20 protein-coding genes and 1 tRNA gene are annotated in these 19,399 nt (G+C 59.6%); 10 read left to right on the forward strand and 11 right to left on the reverse strand.

Annotated features, from left to right (window positions below; genetic code table 11):
• Positions 1–2: 2 nt before the first annotated feature.
• The 6 genes from B8746_RS13360 to B8746_RS13385 form a co-directional block, all read right to left on the reverse strand.
• Positions 3–599 carry a DUF4040 domain-containing protein gene (locus B8746_RS13360; protein WP_084394140.1) on the reverse strand — a complete coding sequence of 199 codons (597 nt, stop codon included), beginning with the start codon at positions 597–599 and terminating at the stop codon, positions 3–5.
• Position 600: 1 nt separating this feature from the next.
• Positions 601–960: a monovalent cation/H(+) antiporter subunit G gene (mnhG, locus tag B8746_RS13365; RefSeq protein ID WP_084394141.1), complete on the reverse strand. Its 360-nt coding sequence runs from the start codon at positions 958–960 to the stop codon at positions 601–603.
• Positions 953–1,264, reverse strand: coding sequence for an MrpF/PhaF family protein (locus B8746_RS13370; protein ID WP_084394142.1), 312 nt, complete (start codon positions 1,262–1,264; stop codon positions 953–955). Before B8746_RS13370 ends, mnhG begins: the two co-directional genes overlap by 8 nt.
• The gene (locus tag B8746_RS13375; protein WP_084394143.1) at positions 1,261–1,752 is read right to left on the reverse strand and encodes a Na+/H+ antiporter subunit E; all 492 of its coding nucleotides are present in this window, start codon (positions 1,750–1,752) and stop codon (positions 1,261–1,263) included. The genes B8746_RS13370 and B8746_RS13375 overlap by 4 nt, the downstream gene beginning before the upstream one ends.
• Before the next feature lie 86 nt (positions 1,753–1,838).
• Entirely contained in the window at positions 1,839–3,041 is a 1,203-nt protein-coding gene (locus B8746_RS13380) for a DUF2336 domain-containing protein (RefSeq protein ID WP_084394144.1), read from the reverse strand.
• A gap of 71 nt (positions 3,042–3,112) precedes the next feature.
• Positions 3,113–3,583 carry a hypothetical protein gene (locus tag B8746_RS13385; protein ID WP_233124273.1) on the reverse strand — a complete coding sequence of 157 codons (471 nt, stop codon included), beginning with the start codon at positions 3,581–3,583 and terminating at the stop codon, positions 3,113–3,115.
• Between the two features lie 218 nt (positions 3,584–3,801).
• Here B8746_RS13385 and B8746_RS13390 point away from each other — a divergent pair, with 218 nt between their 5' ends.
• Positions 3,802–5,232 carry an MFS transporter gene (locus B8746_RS13390; RefSeq protein WP_084394145.1) on the forward strand — a complete coding sequence of 477 codons (1,431 nt, stop codon included), beginning with the start codon at positions 3,802–3,804 and terminating at the stop codon, positions 5,230–5,232.
• 135 nt (positions 5,233–5,367) lie between these two features.
• A complete protein-coding gene (locus B8746_RS13395) occupies positions 5,368–5,910 on the forward strand; it encodes an EF-hand domain-containing protein (protein WP_084394146.1) in 543 nt (180 codons plus the stop codon).
• 280 nt (positions 5,911–6,190) lie between these two features.
• Here B8746_RS13395 and B8746_RS13400 read toward each other — a convergent pair whose 3' ends face one another.
• On the reverse strand, positions 6,191–7,105 hold the full coding sequence (locus B8746_RS13400; RefSeq protein ID WP_084394147.1) for a crotonase/enoyl-CoA hydratase family protein: 915 nt from the start codon (positions 7,103–7,105) through the stop codon (positions 6,191–6,193).
• Between the two features lie 355 nt (positions 7,106–7,460).
• On the opposite strand from B8746_RS13400, the gene B8746_RS13405 reads away from it, so the two are divergent.
• The 3 genes from B8746_RS13405 (at position 7,461) to B8746_RS13415 (ending at position 10,478) form a co-directional block, all read left to right on the forward strand.
• The gene (locus B8746_RS13405) at positions 7,461–8,387 is read left to right on the forward strand and encodes a sterol desaturase family protein (protein WP_084394148.1); all 927 of its coding nucleotides are present in this window, start codon (positions 7,461–7,463) and stop codon (positions 8,385–8,387) included.
• A gap of 115 nt (positions 8,388–8,502) precedes the next feature.
• Positions 8,503–8,685: a hypothetical protein gene (locus tag B8746_RS13410; protein ID WP_143434599.1), complete on the forward strand. Its 183-nt coding sequence runs from the start codon at positions 8,503–8,505 to the stop codon at positions 8,683–8,685.
• A 245-nt stretch (positions 8,686–8,930) separates the two neighbouring features.
• Positions 8,931–10,478 (forward strand): acyl-CoA synthetase, encoded by a 1,548-nt coding sequence (locus tag B8746_RS13415; RefSeq protein WP_084394150.1) that lies wholly within the window; start codon positions 8,931–8,933, stop codon positions 10,476–10,478.
• A 63-nt stretch (positions 10,479–10,541) separates the two neighbouring features.
• On the opposite strand, the gene B8746_RS13420 is transcribed toward B8746_RS13415, so the two are convergent.
• Positions 10,542–10,943, reverse strand: a complete 402-nt coding sequence (locus B8746_RS13420; RefSeq protein WP_084394151.1) for a GFA family protein — start codon at positions 10,941–10,943, stop codon at positions 10,542–10,544.
• A gap of 72 nt (positions 10,944–11,015) precedes the next feature.
• On the opposite strand from B8746_RS13420, the gene B8746_RS13425 reads away from it, so the two are divergent.
• The 5 genes from B8746_RS13425 (at position 11,016) to B8746_RS13445 (ending at position 15,964) form a co-directional block, all read left to right on the forward strand.
• Positions 11,016–11,603 carry a TetR/AcrR family transcriptional regulator gene (locus tag B8746_RS13425; RefSeq protein ID WP_084394152.1) on the forward strand — a complete coding sequence of 196 codons (588 nt, stop codon included), beginning with the start codon at positions 11,016–11,018 and terminating at the stop codon, positions 11,601–11,603.
• A gap of 88 nt (positions 11,604–11,691) precedes the next feature.
• Positions 11,692–12,147, forward strand: a complete 456-nt coding sequence (locus B8746_RS13430; RefSeq protein WP_084394153.1) for a MaoC family dehydratase — start codon at positions 11,692–11,694, stop codon at positions 12,145–12,147.
• Between the two features lie 140 nt (positions 12,148–12,287).
• Positions 12,288–13,112 carry a hypothetical protein gene (locus B8746_RS13435; RefSeq protein ID WP_143434600.1) on the forward strand — a complete coding sequence of 275 codons (825 nt, stop codon included), beginning with the start codon at positions 12,288–12,290 and terminating at the stop codon, positions 13,110–13,112.
• Between the two features lie 98 nt (positions 13,113–13,210).
• Positions 13,211–13,633, forward strand: coding sequence for a peptide-methionine (R)-S-oxide reductase MsrB (msrB, locus tag B8746_RS13440; protein ID WP_084394155.1), 423 nt, complete (start codon positions 13,211–13,213; stop codon positions 13,631–13,633).
• A gap of 210 nt (positions 13,634–13,843) precedes the next feature.
• Positions 13,844–15,964, forward strand: coding sequence for a S9 family peptidase (locus B8746_RS13445; protein ID WP_373289875.1), 2,121 nt, complete (start codon positions 13,844–13,846; stop codon positions 15,962–15,964).
• Between the two features lie 218 nt (positions 15,965–16,182).
• Here B8746_RS13445 and B8746_RS13450 read toward each other — a convergent pair whose 3' ends face one another.
• From B8746_RS13450 to B8746_RS13460, 3 genes are all read right to left on the reverse strand, one after another.
• Entirely contained in the window at positions 16,183–17,391 is a 1,209-nt protein-coding gene (locus B8746_RS13450) for an OmpA family protein (RefSeq protein ID WP_188657352.1), read from the reverse strand.
• A 247-nt stretch (positions 17,392–17,638) separates the two neighbouring features.
• Positions 17,639–17,715, reverse strand: a tRNA-His gene (locus B8746_RS13455).
• A gap of 73 nt (positions 17,716–17,788) precedes the next feature.
• On the reverse strand, positions 17,789–19,297 hold the full coding sequence (locus B8746_RS13460) for a flavin-containing monooxygenase (protein ID WP_084394158.1): 1,509 nt from the start codon (positions 19,295–19,297) through the stop codon (positions 17,789–17,791).
• Positions 19,298–19,399 lie beyond the last annotated feature (102 nt).

The following is a 19,399-nucleotide window of genomic DNA, read 5'->3' on the forward strand; positions in this document are numbered from 1 at the left end:
CCTCACCCCTTCTTGTCGGTTTTCTTGCGCAGCGAAGCCGAGAGCGAACGCTCTCCAAACCCCAGCAGCAGGATCACGGACAGCGCCGCAGCGAAGACGACGCCCGTCTCGCCAAGCGTATCGAACCCCCGATAGCTGGCGAGAACCGCCGTCACGATGTTCGGCACGCCGATGTCTTCAGGCGTGCGCTCCAGATAGGCCGTGCCGACATAAGTGTTGGCCGGGCTGTCAGGGTCACCAAAGGCTGGCAGGTCGATTGTCGCATAGACCAGCATGCAGCCGACGGCGATGACCGCGAAGAGCGGCACGATCCGCATGGCACGCGGTTCGGGCTTGGCCGTGCGCGACGTCAGCAACATTGCCCCAAGCAGCAAGGCCGTCGATATACCCGCGCCCACTGCAGCTTCGGTAAAGGCGACATCAACCGCATCAAGCGCCACAAACCATGTGGCCGATATCAGTGAATAGACGCCCGAAAGCATGACAATGGCGAACAGGCTGCGCATGCGGGCAATCGCCACGCCAATGACGAACAGCAAGCCGAGCAGCACAACATTGATCAGAGCAATGGCGAGGTCGGCGCCTTCATATCCTGTCATTTCAGCCAGCCTCCTCTTCTTCGGGGTTGCTGGTCCGTCGTCCGATGACCGGCTGCAAGCCTGCTGTATGCGCGGCATTGGCGAGCGCATGCGAACCGGTCGGGCCAGTCAGGAACAGGAACAGCCAGATTGCGGCAAGTTTGAAGACCACAAGCCATGTCGGGGCAAGCAGTGCCATACCCACGATCAGGATCGTGGCTGCCCCGGTATCGGTGACACTTGCTGCGTGGAGCCGTGTGTAGAAATCGGGAAAGCGCAGGACGCCGACGGTCCCGATAATGGCCAGCCCTGCGCCGACGAGGCAAAGGAATGCGCCGAGAACCGGCTTGATCGCCATGATCACATCAATCAGCTCACTCATCGTCGCCTCCCTGCACAGTCCTGCGCGGCGCGGTGCGGCGCATGAGCGGCACCTGGAAGGAGCGATACCGGAAGAACTTCAGGATCGCGATGGTGGAAACAAAGTTGATAAGAGCATAAAGCACTGAAATATCTAGAAAATCAGGACGCCCCAGAACAAAGCCCAGCACCCCGATAAAGAGCACGATCTTGGTGCCCATGGAGTTTACGGCGAGGACCCGGTCGTACAGCGTCGGTCCCAAGAGGACGCGAATCAGCATCAGCCCGATCGCCACGATAAGCGCAACAGCGGCAGCCCCGATCATGTGGCCACCTGCCTGCTGCCATCGGCAGCCTTCCAGGAGCGCTCATCCATCTCGGCGAAGGATTCCGGGGTTGCCGATTCCTCGAACAGGGCATGGACCAGCAATTTGTCCCCCTCCACCTCAACCGTCACCGTGCCTGGTGTCAGCGTGATCGAGTTGGCGAAAACGGTCTTGGCAAGATCGCTCTCACAGCGGGTCTTCACTTTCACAAGCGCCGGATTGATGTCGAGATTCGCGCTCACACAGGCCTTGATGACGGGCCAGTTCGCCTTGAAGATCTCGACAACCAGCCAGCCCCAATAGGCGAAAAGATTAAGTGTCCGCGCATAGGGTGCGCCTTCGCGGTCAAGGGTTTCAAGCCGCGACGCCAGTACAAGAGAGATCAGAATCGATATCGTGCCGAGCGTCAGGATCAACGGCGTGTAGATTCCCGACAGGCCGAGCCAGAGCGCTGCCAGCACCAAGATCAGCCCCAGAAAGTAGCCCACGAAACTCCCGCTCCGATTTCTTCAGACACAATAGACAGGGTCGCTGTTACCCGGTCAATTTCGGTTTGGCCAGTGCCAAGACCAGTCTATCGGCCGAAAACCAGCCGAGCGGTACGTTGTGACGCAGAGTATGTCTCATCCGTGGTCAGTTCCGCGCCGTCTTCTGCAGCAGCTCCAGCCATGCGGGGAGAGTAGGAGGATGAAAGTGACCAGTTCCAGTAACGCAGGGTCGTCTGAGCCTTCGCGACCGCAAGAAGCTCGTAGGTTTCCTGCACATAGGCAAATTGCGGATGAGGATCGCCCTCCGCCAGCTCAAGCGGCCGACGCAGCGCCTTCCACAGCGATGTGAGGTATGGGCGCTTGAGCCCGGTGGCCTTGCACAGAACAGCAAGGCCCTCCCCGCCCGGATCGCTCAGGATCTTTGCAATCGTGATCGGCTTGACGCCGGCGAGGAAACCGATTTCCTGCGCAAGCTCCGGATCAAGCCCCTGCTCTGCAGCCACTTCGATGGCTTGTTCCAGACTGTCATATGGGCTTTTCTCGATGGCGGGACGATTGCGCTGACGCCGCTCGATCAGCTGCAGCGTCTTGCGGGCGACCGGATCGGACCAACCTTCCTGGGCTGCGACGGCAAAGACGTCCGAACAAAGGTCGACAAGCTCGGTGCGTTCGGCCGCCTGGCGCTGGAGGATGGTGCGACGGGTTGGCCCATCCGACCACCAGAACATTGCCATGGCCTGGCTGGGAATGAGTTCAAGCCGTTTGATGATGAGCGGGGCGAGGCCTTCAATCTTGCGGGAATGCTGGACCAGCATGTCCATGCCGGACTCTGAAATCGTTGCCCCCTCATTCTTGAGCAGTCGCTTCAGAACAGCGCCCTCTTCGCGCTCACACAACTTTTCAGCGACGGCCGGGCTAACCCTCTTGCGGCCAGCGATCAGCAGGCGATGGTCGATTGTGGTCTTATCGACAAACTCACACAGGTCCGCCGAATCATAGACCTCATTGTCTTCCAGAAGGCAGCGGGCGATCTCGATATCGCTCTGCGCCAGGTATCGCATCAGGCGGCGCGGGGCTTCCTTGGTAACCTTCAGGCGTTTGGCGCAGAACAGTCGCTCTTCCTTGCTGGCGTGAAAAAGCATGTCGAGCAGGATGTCGCCGCCCATCGAACGGTCTTGTGGGGCCACTGATGTCGCCGGCAAGGCCACAAAATCGATCAGTCGCCGGAATAGCAGGCGCCGCGCCCGTCCTGCTTCTTGTGAGTCTGAAATGTCTGTGATTTCGGCCATGTCTTAACCAGGAAGGCTTATAGACTATGGAACCTGCCACACAGAAGTTAACAGCCGGTGAGGACTAAATCCTACCGGAACGGGTTCTTGCGCCGCCCCGGATGCACGAAAATTAGCAGCATGGAGATGGCCAGCATGCCGATGGCGAGAGCGAACAGCCGTCCGCCGTCTGTTTCCGTCGAGCCTGCAGAGAGCGATAGCGGAACCTCCCGGCCCAGAACCTCCGGCATCAAATGCGCCGCGAGTGCACCGGCGAGGATGAAGAAGGACAGGACCGCACCAAACCGCCGCGTGGGCGGGATCAGCAGGAAGACGCAGGCGATCAGCTCCAGGATGGCAACAATGACGCGGCCTGTCGGCTCGAGCCATGCCATCCCCGTATTGAGCGCCATCGTCTGGAAAACGATATTCTCGCCCGGCCGGTCGAACAGTTTCACTGCCCCTTCCGGCGGGTCAGGCAGCGGGTGCACAGTGGCCTGCAGGAACATGAAGATCAGGAACAGGGCCAGTACCCAGCTCGCCAGCAGCCGTAATCCACGCATGGGCAGTCGTCCCTCTCACCGCAACTACCGGCAAACAATAACGCCTGACCGGAAGAACACAATTGCGCGTTAACCACTATGCCAGAGAAACGTGGCAGCGGCATGACCCGTGCGCTGGCTGACGCTGACGCGCGGTGCACCTGCAATTTTGCTTTTAACTCGGCGCACGGCCTATACAGTCGCGAGCGTTTGGGACAGTCAGGTGAGTTCGCGGGTCGATGAGCGAAGAGTCAAAGCCGGAAGAGATCGATGAAGATCGCACCGGGCAGGTGAAATCTCCGGTCAGTGGGATCGACAGCGCTACCGATGCGGGCGCCTCGCTTGAGATCACCGCCCGAAGCCTGTTCGCCAGACGCACGCACCGCAAGGTGAAATCCGAATTGCCAGCCTATCTATTGGTCCAGTGCAGCTGGTTCATGGCATTCGGCCTGCAGCTTGTCCTGTTCCCCTACCTTATCACAAACCGCCTCGGCCTTGATGGGACAGAACTCGGTCTCGCCAACATGGCCCTGTCTGGACCGTCCGTGATCTTCCTGCTGCTTGGCGGCGTTGTGGCAGAACGGGCTTCCGGCAAGTCACTGCTTGTCATTCTCCATCTGATGGCGGCCCTGCCCGCAGCCGGCCTGGCCATCGTGCTGGCGACGGGAAACCTCATCTATGGCTACATGATCATCTACGGCCTCGCCATGGGTACGGTTGGTGCCTTCATGATGCCGGCACGCGATTCCATCATCAATGAAGTGGTTCACCGGCGCTCACGCGTTGGCTCTGGCGTTACGCTCCAGCAGGGCGTCGCCTTTGCCACCATCGCACAGTTTGCCGCACAGATCGGGGGACTCATCATCGGCGGCTACGCAGACAAGCTCACGCGCATGCCCGACTGGATGGGCGGCTTTTCGGTCGGCCCAGTCCCAAGCTGGGAGCTTCTCGTTTTCCAGGCCATCATTGTCGCGCTCGGTGCGGGGTTTGCGATCTTCCTTGCCCATGGCCGCCGCGTGAAGACCGGCCGGTCAGGTATGGGCGCAGCCTTCGGCGACATTCGCGAAGGCTTCCATGTCGTGCTGGGCGACGGCAAGCTCTGGGGCATGACGGCACTGATGTTCGGCGTCGGAATTTTCGTCATCGGCTCCTTCCTCGTCGTCCTGCCGATCATTAATCGCGATGTGTATGGCCTCGCATCGGACGGCATTCGCGACATGTTCGTCACTTTCTGGCTCGGCGCCTTTGTCTCTTCCGTCGCGCTCTCAGTCTTCAAGAATATCAAGCGGCAGGGGCGTCTGCTTCTCACCGCCCAGCTCATTGGCTCGCTCGCCATCCTCATCATGCTGGCCAAGCCGCCGCACTGGGTCTTCCTCACCATCGTCTTCATCTGGGGCCTTGCCGGCGGCATCTCGATCGCGATGAGCCGCTCCATCGTCCAGGACGCAGCTCCCAAGGACCAGCTTGCGCGGGTGCTTTCCATCTACCAGCTTGGCTTCATGGCGGGCGCGCCCTTCGGCGCAGCGATCATGGGATGGCTGGTCGACTTCTTCCCCGACCAGCCCCAGCGCGTGGCCGTCGTCCCCGCACTTGGCATGACGATCCTGATCGCCTGGATGGTGCTGCGCACGCCAATCTGGAACATGAAAAGCGTGGTCCACGCCAGGTAGCCCCTGGCACATCGTTGTCATTACAACAGTTTAACGCAACATCGGCGACGGAACGCGCTCCTTCGGTCTTTTCACCTTCTGCAAAATGCAAAAGCCCGCCGACACGAGCGGACACCAAGAAGGTCCTGACGACGAATGCGTTTCCTCCTCCCTGCCATCTCCATCCTCGCTTTCACCCTGACGGCCTGCTCAAGCGGCCCGCCAAAACGTGGAGGACCTCCGGGCGCCGATAGCGGAGGTCCGCGCGGCGCATCTGCAATGAATGGCCCTGTCGCCCGTCCGGTCGCACTGCTCTTTGCCGGTACCGACACCAATGGCGACATGGTCGTCTCTCTCGCCGAAGCGAACGCCGCGCTGGCCGCAGAATGGGCGACGCTTTCAGATGGCGAGGATGACGTTTCCGTCCTCCGGTTGTCCGACTGGCTGCTCAAGGCGCTCGGCTCGCCAGACGCGCAACCATCGACCGTCGCCTTCGACACGAATTTCGATGGCCAGGTCACGCGCGAAGAGTTCGAGATCAGACTTGGCGCAGAGTTCGACAAGCTTGATGCGTCGAAGGACCGGACCCTTCAGCGCAGCGAACTTGTTTTCGACGTGCCAAATGCTAGCTCGCGCGATGGCGGTGGCTTTGGCAATCGGGGCTCTGGCGGCCCACCGCGAGGTGAGCGACCACGCTAGCTGAGACACAGAACAAGAGCCGGATCTCCTCCACCTGACGCCCGAGTAGCCGGACTCTTGAGACGGGCGGCCCTTTCCCTCCCTTCACAGGGCCGCCCGTCACCTTCTCTCAAGGATCACGTCGACACCTGAACTGGATTTAATGAACGAGCTCCGACGGAAGTCGGCGCGCCAGTCTTCCAATCAAGACAGAAGGCAGCTTTCCTCCCCCTTGACGCTTGCCTTCTCTGCAGAGCCGGACGGTGCTCCTCCCTTCTCGCACCGTCCGGCGATCACAGGCCTAGACCTTCGAAATCCACTCGAATTCTTCTTCCTCCCACCAAGGGAAGAAGGTTGGCATGCCCTCGGAAACGCTGACCGTGTAATTGGCGGGACGTTTTTCCAGGAAGCTCATCACGCCTTCCTTTGCATCCGGCGAACGGCCACGTTCGTAAATAGCTGCGGAATCGACAATGTGCGCGTCCATCGGATGCCCAGCCCCCAGCATCCGCCACATCATCTGCCGGGTCAGCGCATTGGAGACAGGCGCGGTATTGTCTGCAATCTCGCGCGCGACTTCCTTTGCCCGCTTCATCAAGTCTGCCTGCGGCACGACTTCCGAAACAAGCTTGCCAGCCAATGCCTCGGCAGCCGGGAAGACGCGGCCCGTATAGCACCATTCAAGTGCCTGTGAGATGCCCACCAGGCGCGGCAGGAACCAGCTGGAGGCTGCTTCCGGGTTGATCCCGCGGCGGTTGAACACAAAGCCGAAGCGCGCATTGTCCGATGCGATCCGGATATCCATCGGCAGCTGCATCGTAACGCCAATGCCAACCGCTGCGCCATTGATCGCACCGATCACCGGCTTCAGGCTCTCGAAGATCCGCAGGGTGACCCGGCCGCCGCCATCACGCTGGATGTCGACCTTCTCCGACCGGCCCGCCTCACCGTCATTCGCGCGAGCATCATAGTCGAACGTCTTTGCGCCGGAGGAGAGATCAGCGCCTGCGCAGAAGGCCCGTTCGCCATGTCCAGTGACGATGACCACTTTTACATCATCATCGGCGTCAGTGATGTCGAAGGCCTTGATCATCTCCTGCATCATCTTGCCGGTGAAGGCATTCATATTGTCGGGACGGTACAGCGTGAGCGTTGCGATACCGTCTTCTTTCTCAAGCTTGATTTCGTCGAATTGCGCGAGCGTGGTTGCGGTCATGTCTTGGTCTCCCTTTGATCAACAGTTGCGGCAAAGGAAGGCGGCTTACGCTAGGGTCGTCAAGCGCTCTTCGTGTCGCCTTGACGACGCGCACCAGCCCCGACGGCATCTCGTTATCAGGAGCGAGAGGCCTCAGATCGAGTTCGCGCAAACCTTTACCGTCACAGTCTCCACTGAAGCGAAGAGCAAATCTTTTGTAACACAGCCGCGTCAATTCGAACTGTGCCGACGATCCCTGGGAGGTGGAGGGCGATCGGCTGCATGCGGATGTGGACTTTGTTCTGAAACACAGCAAAATCTACAGGCAGGACCGCACCGCGTCGCCATAGCATTGCTAGTGCCAGCAGGGAGTTCCATGTTTGAAGATATTGCACCAACGACGCTTGCCGCGCCGGCCTTCATCCTGTCCGTCATCTGGGAATGGTGGGCGGTAAAATCCGGGCACGCCAATGGCAATTATGAGACGAAGGATGCAGTCACCTCACTTGCTATGGGCGCCGGCAATCTCGTCGTGAACACGCTAACCGGTGCCATCTCGCTCTGGATGATGATGCTGCTCTGGAACTATCGCCTGATCGATATTCCCGTCACCTGGTGGAGTGGACTGCTTCTTTTCGTCCTTTATGACTTTATCTATTATTGGAAGCATCGTCTCGCCCACCGTATGCGATGGTTCTGGATGGAGCATGTGACGCACCATTCCTCACGTCAGTACAATCTGACGACAGCCCTTCGTCAGCCCTGGTTCGGACCTTTTTCGGGACTCATCCTGCTCGGCACCCCGCTTGTTCTGACAGGATTTCATCCACTCTTCATTTTCTTCGTCGCTAGCCTCAATCTCGTCTACCAGTTCTGGATCCACACTGAAGTGATCGACAGGATGCCCCGCTGGTTCGAAGCCGTGATGAACACGCCAAGCCATCACCGCGTACATCACGCGATTAATCCGCGTTATCTGGACACCAACTATGCCGGTGTCTTCATTGTCTGGGACAAGATGTTCGGCAGCTTCGTGCCTGAGCTGGAAAGCGACCCGCCGGTCTATGGCATCGTCGAACCGCTGGAGAGCTACAACCCAATCACGGTGGCCTTCCACGAGGCTGGCAACCTCGCCCGCGACTGCTGGCGCGACGGACCCCGCCCCGACCGGTGGGTTCGGCGTTTCGTCAATGGCCCGGGATGGCAGCCCAATGGTGAGCACAATCGCTCATCCGAACTTAAAGCCGCCTATCTGGCAGAACATCCCGACCAGGCCGGCACGCCAGGGTTCCCGAAAGCCTGACCCGTCCACTGCCTGTCCAGCGGCTCAGCACATCCATGTAGGCCAAGCAGACTTTTAAGTTGCAACTCATTCTCAATCTCATATAATGGATTCGATCACAAACGGGAGTTTTGACATGCCCGAAGACCATGAATCAGTTGCCTGGCTTCGTGCCCAGCTCGCTGAGCTCAAGTCCTGGGCGCGTTGCGCGGAGTCCGCGCAACATGCGAAGCAGATTGAACAGCACGCATCCTGGCTGTCGGCGCAACTGGATGCACTGCTAAAAACCGGCGCGCAATCAGCCTCAAACAGCTCCTGAACTTTGCCGCAGCGCCCTGTCTTGGTCGCTCCTGACAGCAGTCCGGATATGCGTTTCCTCCCAACCATCCGGTCCGCACGGGCGCTGCGGCATTCACATCATCAAAAAAGACAGGGCGGCAAACCTGCACCGCCGCTCCATTGCCTTACGCAACGTCGGTGATGGACGCCATTCTGACGATTGCTAATACTGGCTGTTGTTGATCGCGCGGCACGAGACCTGCGCGCACCAGGGAGACAGATCAGATGCATCCGAGTCATCACGCCAGGACCAAACCCGACGCGCCAGCTTACATCATGGCCAATTCAGGTGAGACGGTTACGTTCAAACAGCTCGACGACCGGTCGAACCAGATCGCGCACCTATTCCGCGAACTGGGTCTCAATCCGGGCGACACCATTGCCATTTTCGCCGAGAACAGCCCCCGCTATTTCGAGATCGCCTGGGCCGCCCAGCGTTCGGGGCTTTACTATGTCTGTATCTCGTCCCGTCTGACGGCCCCCGAAGTCGAATACATTGTGAGCGACTCCGGCTCGCGCATCCTGATCGCATCCGCTGGCCTCGCCCCGGTCGCCCGCGAAGCCAATGCCATTACCGAGCTTGAAGCCTACTGGTCCATTGACGGCGACATCGAAGGCTTTGCTTCCCTGGAAAAGCTGCGCGACAGCAAGCCAACAACCCCGATTTCGGACGAGATGCATGGCACCGATATGCTCTATTCGTCAGGCACGACCGGCCGCCCGAAAGGTATTCGCCCAGCCTTTGTTCCAGACACGCCCATTGATGAGCCAAACGTCCTTATGGCACTCGCCAAGGCGCTGGCCAGGGCGGAAGATGATTCAATCTATCTCTCACCGGCCCCGCTCTATCACGCAGCGCCCCTGCGCTGGTGCATGACGTTTACGCGCTTCGGCTCGACGCTGATCATCATGGAGAAATTTGACCCTGAAAAATTCCTGGCCCTGGTCGAGAAATACAAGGTCACACACTCACAGCTCGTCCCGACAATGTTCGTGAAGATGCTGAAACTGCCAAAGGACGTGCGCGAGAAGTATGACGTCTCGTCTCTCGAATGCGCCATTCACGCGGCCGCGCCCTGCCCCGTTCCGGTCAAGGAACAGATGATCGAATGGTGGGGTCCGGTGATCGAGGAGTATTATGCCGGCTCCGAAGGCAATGGCATGACCTGGATCGGCTCGAAGGACTGGCTGGCGCACAAGGGATCGGTGGGAAAACCTGTCCACGGCCAGCTCCACATCTGCGACGACGAAGGCAATGAACTGCCCGTCGGCGAAGCCGGAACAATCTATTATAGCGGCACGACTCCGCCTTCCTATCACAATGATCCCGAGAAGACGGCAGGCGCCCGCAATCCGAAGCACACCGAATGGTCGACCCTGGGCGATGTTGGACGCGTGGATGAGGATGGCTTCCTCTACCTCACGGATCGCAAGGCCTTCATGATCATCTCCGGCGGTGTGAACATTTATCCGCAGGAGGCTGAAAACGTCCTCATTACCCATCCGAAAGTCGCCGATGTGGCAGTAATCGGTGTGCCGAATGAAGAGTTTGGCGAGGAAGTGAAGGCCGTCGTCCAGCTTCAGCCTGGCATCGCCGCCAGCAAGGAGGTTGAAGAAGAGCTGCTCGAATTTTGCCGCGCCAGGCTCGCCAAGATCAAATGCCCGAAATCGGTGGACTTCGACCCGGAGCTTCCGCGTCACCCGACCGGCAAGCTCTACAAGCGTCTCGTGCGCGATCGCTATTGGGGCAAGCACGACTCCACGATCGTCTGATCGGCGTTATGCGCGGGGTGGACCGGTTGCGACGCACCGGATGAAGGCGCCATTAATGCTGGCCTAGCCCTGCGGCGGAAGCTCCTCGTGGCGCGTCATACCTGCCAGTGCCCTGACGCAGCCTGTTTCATGGCGTGTCCAGATTTGGTCGGTCGGCTGTACCCTGTCCGGCTCATCGAAGCTCTCGGTCGTGATGTCCACGAGGCCGTCGAGATAATCCGCCTCGAAGAAGAGCGACGTGCCGCAAGTGCCGCAGAAAGAGCGGCGCACGCCTTCGGATGACATGTAGATCGAGACCGATGTGCGGTCGACGCTGAGCGCCCCCGTCTCAACCATGGCCCAGCCTACCAGTGGCGCACCCGCTGACTTTCGGCAGGACGGGCAGTGGCACACCGCCGCAAATTGAATCTCTCCATCGATCCGGTATCTGACCTTGCCGCACTGGCAACCACCTTCCGCTTGCATTTTAATATCCCCTCACATAAAACAAACAGACTGCCTGTTTTTATACACTATCATCCGGGAGAGGCAAGATCGATGGCAAGAAATCCGGAGCGCAGCGCGAAGACCCGCCAGGACATCGTAACGACGGCGCGGCGCCTGTTTGGCAAGGAAGGTTATACGTCGGTCTCGACGCCGCAGATTGCCGACGCGTCCGGGGTCTCGCGCGGGGCGATGTATCATCACTTTCGGGACAAGGCCGCCATCCTCGAAGCTGTGATCGAAGCCGAATTCGCTCATATTGCAGGGATCATCGACACCTCCGCCACGGGTAGCCAGGATCCAGTCGAGAATCTGGTGGAAGGCGGCGAGGCTTTTCTGACGGCCATGTCTGACCCTGTGACGCGACAGCTCCTGCTGATCGACGGGCCGGCCGTTCTCGGTACGCAGCGCATGACGGATCTCGACACATGCACGACCACGCAGACCCTCGCCGAAGGCATTGCCGCCGCCAAGACCGCGGGACGCCTGCCTGCCGATACTGACACGGCCGCGCTGACCAGCCTGATGAGCGGTGCCTATGACCGCGCGGCCATTGATGGTTTCGGCCACGACGCGGCCCGTCAGCTCGAAATGCGCCAGGCGATCAGGGCAATCTGGTTCGGTCTATCCCGCCTCAGCTAGCCCTTCTCCAACGTCAGCCCTTGGCAAAGTCCAGCCAAGTCCGCATTAGGAGATGCATAGCCACATCAAAACAGGAAGAGGAGGCTCCATGGCTGATCCGAAAACAGTTCACTATAACGACCTTGAATCTATCGCAGGTCAGGAAATCGGCGTATCCGACTGGGTCACGATCGATCAGGATCGTGTCAACAAGTTCGCCGACGCGACTGGCGACCATCAGTGGATCCACGTTGATGTCGAACGCGCGACCAAGGAACTCGGCAGCCCGATCGCACATGGCTTCCTGACCCTGTCCTTGCTCCCCATGCTCGGCGCGCAGGTCCTGCGCATCGAAGGCACGACGCGCGGCATCAATTACGGCTCCGACAAGGTGCGCTTCACAAATATGGTGCCGGTTGGGTCGAAGGTCCGCCTGCGCCAGAAGTGCCTCGCCGTGGAAGCCAAGGCCGGCGGCAAGCAGACCCGGATGGAAGCGACCATCGAAGTGGAAGGACAGGAGCGCCCTGCCCTCGTCGCCGAGACGCTAACCGTCGTGTACGGATAGGCCTGCACTCGACCGACAATAATTGCCGGCCCCTCGCGGGCCGGCTTTTTTGTACCCGAAAACATTCCCGCGTGTCTTGCTTTTGCCGGAAACCCATTCAACTCTGAAATCCGAGGAGTCCGGACCAGAGGGGAACACTTATGAAAACCAGCTTCAGAATGGCTTGCGCTGTGGCGGCCCTTGCCGCCGTGGCGGTAGGGACGCACGCACAGGAGGCGAGCACGATCGACTTCGGGACAGATGACAGCATGTGGGCGCTCGATGGCGAATGTGACGACCCACGCTTTGAAGGCATTGGCATGGCAGAAGATCCGCTGGAAGAAGGCGACACACGCGCCGATGCCAGTGATTGCCGCGCGGCCTTCGAAGCCGGCACGATCTCGCTCGTTGCCGTCGCATCCTCTTCGAAGCCCCTGCGAAACTCGATGCCGTTGAAGCGGCCAATGTCTGCGGCAGAGATAGATTATGGCGATGACGCATCCCTGTTTGCCAATGATGGCGAATGCGATGATGCGCGCTTCATCGGCGATACGCTGGCCGATCCTCCATTGCTGCCAGGCGATGTCGGCCATGATGCCAGCGACTGCAAGGCCGGCGTGGAAGCCGGATCACTGCGCCTTCGCGGGCCGGGCGATCCTGCACTCGAGGAAGCGCTGGACGATGGCGAGCTTGACGAGGACGATCTCGCCCTGCTGGCCGAGCTTGAAGCCCTGCTGGAAGCAGAAGGCCTCGACGACATTGATCCATCCCGCTTCGACACCCCGCCTGCAGACGGCATTGTGTTCAATGGTGTGAATTTTGGCGATGACGCCAGCGAATGGTCGAATGACGGCGAATGTGATGACCCCCGCTTCGAAGGGGAAGGCCAGACCGACACGACCCTGCTCGAAGCAGATGCCTATCATGACGCCAGTGACTGCCTTACAGCCTGGAAAGCGGGGGGCCTGTCCCTGAAGGACTTCTAGTCCCCCACCCGCGACTGACACCAGGGCCGTCTTGCTGCCTTTATCAGGCGCAGGTCGGCCCTATATCATTTGGGCAACGCTGTCACAGGGAGCCGTCCATGTTACCTCCAAAACCCGCCGCCAATTTCAAACGCGTCTCGAAATCCGACAAGGAGTGGCGCGAACAGCTGACCGAAGAGCAGTACCGGGTGGGCGTCAAGGAAGGCACCGAGCGCGCCTTTTCACCGGGCAACCACAATGACGAGAAGCGCGACGGGGTCTATCACTGCGTCGGCTGCGGAACACCGCTCTGGTCTTCAGAGCACAAGTTTGACAGCGGCACCGGCTGGCCAAGCTTCTACAAGCCGATCCGCGAAACCGCCATCGACACCAAGACCGACTTCAAGATGATCATGCCCCGCAAGGAATGCCACTGTGCGACCTGCGGGCTGCATATGGGGCATGTCTTCAAGGACGGCCCGCCCCCGACGGGCGAGCGGTGGTGCATTAACGGCGTTGTCCTGGATTTCCGGCCCGCCTGAACTTTCCTTTCCTGGCGTATGGACAGGGTCACGTTAGCCTGTACCACTTCGTAACTGGACGAAGACGGAGCCTCATCCATGCGCCTTTCCATTTTACTTGCAACCGTTGCAGGCAGCGCCCTCATGGCCGCCTGCACCACGGCGACAGGACAGACAGACTTGACTGATACCACGACCGAGACCGCCCCCACTGCAAAGCCAGCAGCAGAAATGCCAACACCGCCGGTTGCAAAGCGTGAGCCGGTGACGATTGAACAGGTCGGCCGCACCAGGACCGATCCCTATCACTGGATGAAGGATGATAACTGGCAGAAGGTGATGCGCGACCCAAGCGTGCTGCGCGCTGATATCCACGACTACCTCGTCGAGGAAAATGCTTACACCAAGGCCGTCCTGGAAGACCCGACAAGCGGCCTGCGCGAAACTCTGTTCGAGGAGATGCGCGGCCGGATCAAGGAAGACGACAGCTCGGTGCCGAGCAAGGATGGCCCCTACGCCTACTATGTCCGCTATCGTGAAGGCGGCGAATATCCGATCTATGCCCGCAAGCCAGCCGATCAGGCTTTTCAGGAAGGCGCACCGGAAACCATTCTTTTTGACGGCGACAAGGAAGCGGAAGGCGAGACTTATTTCTCCATTCGCGGCCTCGACCAGTCACCGGATCACAAACTGCTTGCCTCCGCCATCGATACCCAGGGCAGCGAATACTACACGATCAGTGTTCGCAGCATTGAAACCGGCGAACCGGTGGGCACGCCCATCGAAGGCACCTATGGCAGCTTTGTCTGGGGCGCGAACTCCGACCTTCTCTACTGGGTCGAGCGCGATGAGAATGGCCGCCCGACTGCAGTGTTCCAGCGCAATATCGCGACCGGCGCGGATGTCGAGATCTATCGCGAACCGGACCCCGGCTTCTTCGTTGGTGTCGGCAAGACCGAATCGGATGCGTTCATCACGATCGAGACCGGCGGCCACACTTCCGGCGAGATCTATGTGTTTCCAGCCGATGCGGTATCGCCAAAGCCGAGGCTGATTGCGCCGCGAAAGGACGACGAAGAATATTCCATAACGCACTGGAATGACGCGTTTTATATTCTCACCAATGCCGATGGCGCAGTCGACTTCAAGCTGATGAAGGCGCCGGTCGACAATCCGGGACGGGAGAACTGGGAAGAGGTTATCCCGCACCGCCCCGGCACGCTCCTTCTCGGCCTGGACGCCCATAAGGATCATCTCATCCGGCTCGAACGCGAAAATGCACTGCCCCGGATTGTCATCCGCGAGCGCACCACGGGCGACGAACACACGATTGCCATGGATGAGGAGGCTTATGACCTCGGCCTTGCGGGTTCGGGCGAATTTGATTCGACCATCATGCGCTATGAGTATGCTTCTCCCGCCGTTCCGGATCAGACTTATGACTACGACATGGCAACGCGCGAGCGTGTGCTGCGCAAGACGCGCGAAGTGCCGTCGGGACACAATGCAGAGGACTATGTTGTCGAGCGAATCCAGGCTCCGGCCTGGGATGGCGAGCAGATACCGGTCACGATCCTGCGCCGCGCCGACACGCCTGTCGACGGCTCCGCACCGCTCCTGCTTTATGGCTATGGCTCGTACGGTATCACGAATGCGGCCGACTTCCGCACCAGTCGTCTCAGCCTTGTGGATCGCGGCTTCATCTATGCCATCGCGCATGTTCGCGGGTCGCAAGCCAAGGGCTATCAGTGGTACCTTGATGGCAAGCTGAAGAAAAAGGAAAACACCTTCAAGGATTATGTCTCGACCGGTCGTTACCTCATCGAGAAGGGCTACGGGTCTGAGGGTCGCGTCGTCGGCCATGGCGGCTCGGCTGGCGGGCTCCTCATGGGCGCGGCAGTGAACATGGACCCAACGCTCTTCGGCGGCATTATCGCAGCTGTCCCCTTCGTCGACGTCATCAACACCATGTCGGATGACACACTGCCTCTGACGCCGCCGGAATGGCCGGAATGGGGCAACCCGCTTACCAGCGCTGAGGACTACGACACCATTCTCGCCTACAGCCCCTATGACCAGGTCTCGGACCAGGACTATCCTGCCATGCTGATCACCGGTGGCCTGTCCGATCCGCGCGTCACCTATTGGGAGCCGGCGAAATGGGCCGCCAAACTCCGCCACGAGGCACCGAATGGCGGGCCCTATTTCCTGCGCATCAATATGGATGCCGGCCATGGTGGCTCGACGGGCCGGTTTGAGGGGCTGAAGGAGACCGCGATTGAGTACGCCTTTGCCCTGGCCGCAGTCGGCAAGAGCGACGCGCTTGATCTTTCACGTGACGCGGACCGCTAAGACCCGGCTCCGCTGAACGGAGCGAAGAGCCCAGACGAAAGACAGGCCGCTCCGGTGATCATCGGGGCGGCCTTTTTCACGCGATGACTGAAGGCAGCAAACGGGCCAGACCGGACGATACATCCACGAAGCTCGCCTCCCGCTGCTCTCACATCCGTACAAAAAGAAATGGCCCGACCAAAAGGCCGGACCATTCCATTGATCAGATGATCGATCGCTTAGCGAACGATGATCGTAACTTCCGAACGACGGTTCAGAGGCTCGCGAACACCGTCACGGGTTGCCTTGGCGAGGTCATTCTCACCGCGGCCTTCCGTGGAGATCATGTCAGCCGAGATACCGCGGCTCGTGAGTGCGGTAGCCACAGATGCTGCACGACGCTGCGACAGGCGTGCGTTGTAGGCCGATGCACCGGAGGTATCGGTGTGACCAACAATCGTCACCGAACCTGGAGCACAGTCCTGACGGGCACGGATGTTAGCAACCGCCTGGTCGATCACAGCCGAAGCCTGGCTCGTCAGATCAGAGCGATCCCACTCGAAGTAGACCACAAAGGCCTGGTTGAGCGTGGAGCAGGCTGCCACTGGTGCCGGAGCCGTATCCGTTGGAGGCGGCGGTGGCGGTGGTGGTGGCGGCGGTGGCGGTGGTGGCGGCGGTGGTGGCGGTGGCGGCGGAGGTGGTGGCGGCGTTGGGGCCGCGAACTGATACCGCAGACCAACCGTTACCGAGTGATCCGAGTAGGTGCCTTCATAGGCAACGGGACCGCCCGTGAAATCACGGCCGTCAAGGTCAAAGTCTTCAGCTACGAAGTACTTGTAACCCATGTCGAAGGTCAGCTGCTCAGAGAGCTCGTAGCCGAAACCTGCGAGAAGCTGGTACGCGATGCTCGTGTCGTCGTCGCTGAAGCCGTTGGCATCATACGTGGACACAGTGCCGCCCTGGTTCACACCAGCGCGCAGAGACGTCGCTTTCGCGTCCATTTTGGCAAGGCCGATACCGGCACCGACATATGGGACGAACGCGCCGCCATTGTCGAAGTCGTAGAGGCCGTTGAACATCAGGTCATAAATGCTGATGTTGCCGTCGCCACCTTCCTGGAAGTAGACAGGCGGCATGTCGGTGGCTGGACCACCATTCACAACACCGTCTGGATCGAGCTCACCGCCACGATATCCGAAGGTGCTTTCAAGACGGAAGCCGTTTGCGAAGCCATAGCCGAGGCCGATGCTGCCACCGATAAGGCCGTCACCCACATCGGAGTCGCCACCGAGTGAATAAACCGAACCGGATTCCGCATCGTGATCGAGCGTTCCTTCAAAAGTGTAGCCAAGATCGGCACGGCCGTACCAGCCGTCCTCAGCCACTGCAACATTACCAGCAGACGCAATAGCGGCCGCGGCTGTCGCGCACATCAGAGTTTTTTTCATACTCATCCCCTTTTGTGAGCCGCATGAGCACCATTGCTCACCGACCGCAGAGACTAACGGACCATTCCGTGTGATTACTCATCTAAAGAAGTTTTGTTCCATAGACGAGGTGACTTTGTATAAAAAAAAGAAAACTTCCAGCTTTTTCGCCAAAACGCGATGTAAATGCAACATTCTGCGCGGCTCGCCACACAGGCGTTCGGGTGTGGCCACTTTTCAGCCAAATTTGCCCTGATTTCGGGGGAGATGGTACCGCCTTCCCGGTTTGAACGGGAGACCTCTAGATCCACAATCTAGCGCTCTAACCAACTGAGCTAAGGCGGCACTGGCGACGCACATACGCCGATGGTGCGCGGCATTCAAGATTTTTTGGGACACCAATGCAGTTGGCAACCCGCTATTCTGCAGCCACCGCGTCTGATGATTCCACGCTCCTGGGCGATTTGGCCCGTTCAGACGTGCGAAATTGAAGGACTCCATCTTCGAGATTCGCATGCCGCAGCAGGAAGATATCCTTCAGATAGTTCTGGTGCAGTCGCCACGGGGTCTCGGTGCCCTGCTTGGGGAACTGCTCCATCACACGGGTCACATAGCCGGACGAGAAATCCAGCCACGGCTCATCACCGACCTCTCCCTCGGCAACCGGGCGAACCTCGCTGTAACCCTTGCGATCCATGAATTTTAGCAGGCGCGTGACGAAGTCTGCCGTCAGGTCTGCCTTCAGTGTCCAGGATGCATTGGTATACCCGAAAGTCGATGCCAGATTCGGCACGCCTTCGAACATGATGCCCCGATAGCCGTGGGTCTGAGACGGAACCAGCGGCGCCCCGTCAATCTCGACATCCATTCCTCCGAGAAAGACAAGTTGCAGCCCCGTCGCCGTCACGATGATGTCAGCGTCCAGGGTCGCGCCGGATTTGAGCTGGATGCCTGATTCTGTGAACGTCTCGATGTGATCGGTCACCACGGACGAGCTTCCCTCCTTCAGGGATGCGAAGAGGTCGCTGTCCGGCACCAGGCAGAGGCGCTGGTCCCACGGATTGTAGCGCGGCGTGAAATGCGTATCGACGTCAAATTCGGGGCCAAGCTCCTGCCTGGCAAGGCCAATGATTCGCTCCTTCACCTTTTCCGGGCGCTTGCGCGCCATGTTGTAAAAGAACATCTGGAACAGCACGTTGCGCCAGCGCGTCAGCCCATAGGCCATCTTCGACGGCAGAAGTTTCCGCAACTTGATTGCCAGCCTGTCTTCGGCCGGGCGCGAGACAACGTAAGTCGGCGACCGCTGCAGCATTGTGACGTGCGCGGCATCCTTCGCCATCTCCGGCACCAGCGTCACCGCCGTTGCGCCAGATCCGATCACCACAACCTTCTTGTCCTTGTAGTCGAGATCTTCCGGCCATTTCTGCGGGTGGACGATTTCGCCCCTGAAGGTTTCCTCGCCCGGAAAATCAGGCTTGTAGCCGCCTTCATAGGAATAGTAGCCAGCACACATATAGAGAAACCGGCAGGTCAGCGTGTGCGTCTCGCCGGACTTTGCATCTTCCGCTTCCACCGTCCAGGTCGCCGATGGGCTATCCCAGCTCGCCTTGCGAACGAGGTGATTGAACCGGATGCGCTTGTCGATGCCGTTCTCTTCGGCGGTCTCACGCACATATTTCAGGATGGCTGGCCCGTCCGCAATCGCCTTGCGTTCTTCCCAGGGTTTGAAGTTGTAGCCGAGCGTATGCATGTCGCTGTCGGAGCGGATGCCCGGATAACGGAAGATATCCCACGTCCCGCCAATCGCATCGCGCCCCTCCAGAATGGCAAAGGACTTGCCGGGGCACTTCTCCTGCAGGTGATAGGCCGCGCCGATGCCGGAAAGGCCAGCACCAACAATGAGGACGTCGAAATCGGGATTGCGCATAAGCTGTTTCCTACCGTTCAGTCTGCGCCAGCCTCTTCACGGGCCGGCCTGGACTTCAGTGTAGCTCATACGTGCGATCTTCGCCAGCAAAGGTGACGGATG

The organism is Henriciella pelagia, from assembly GCF_002088945.1.
GTDB classification, from domain to species: Bacteria; Pseudomonadota; Alphaproteobacteria; order Caulobacterales; family Hyphomonadaceae; genus Henriciella; species Henriciella pelagia.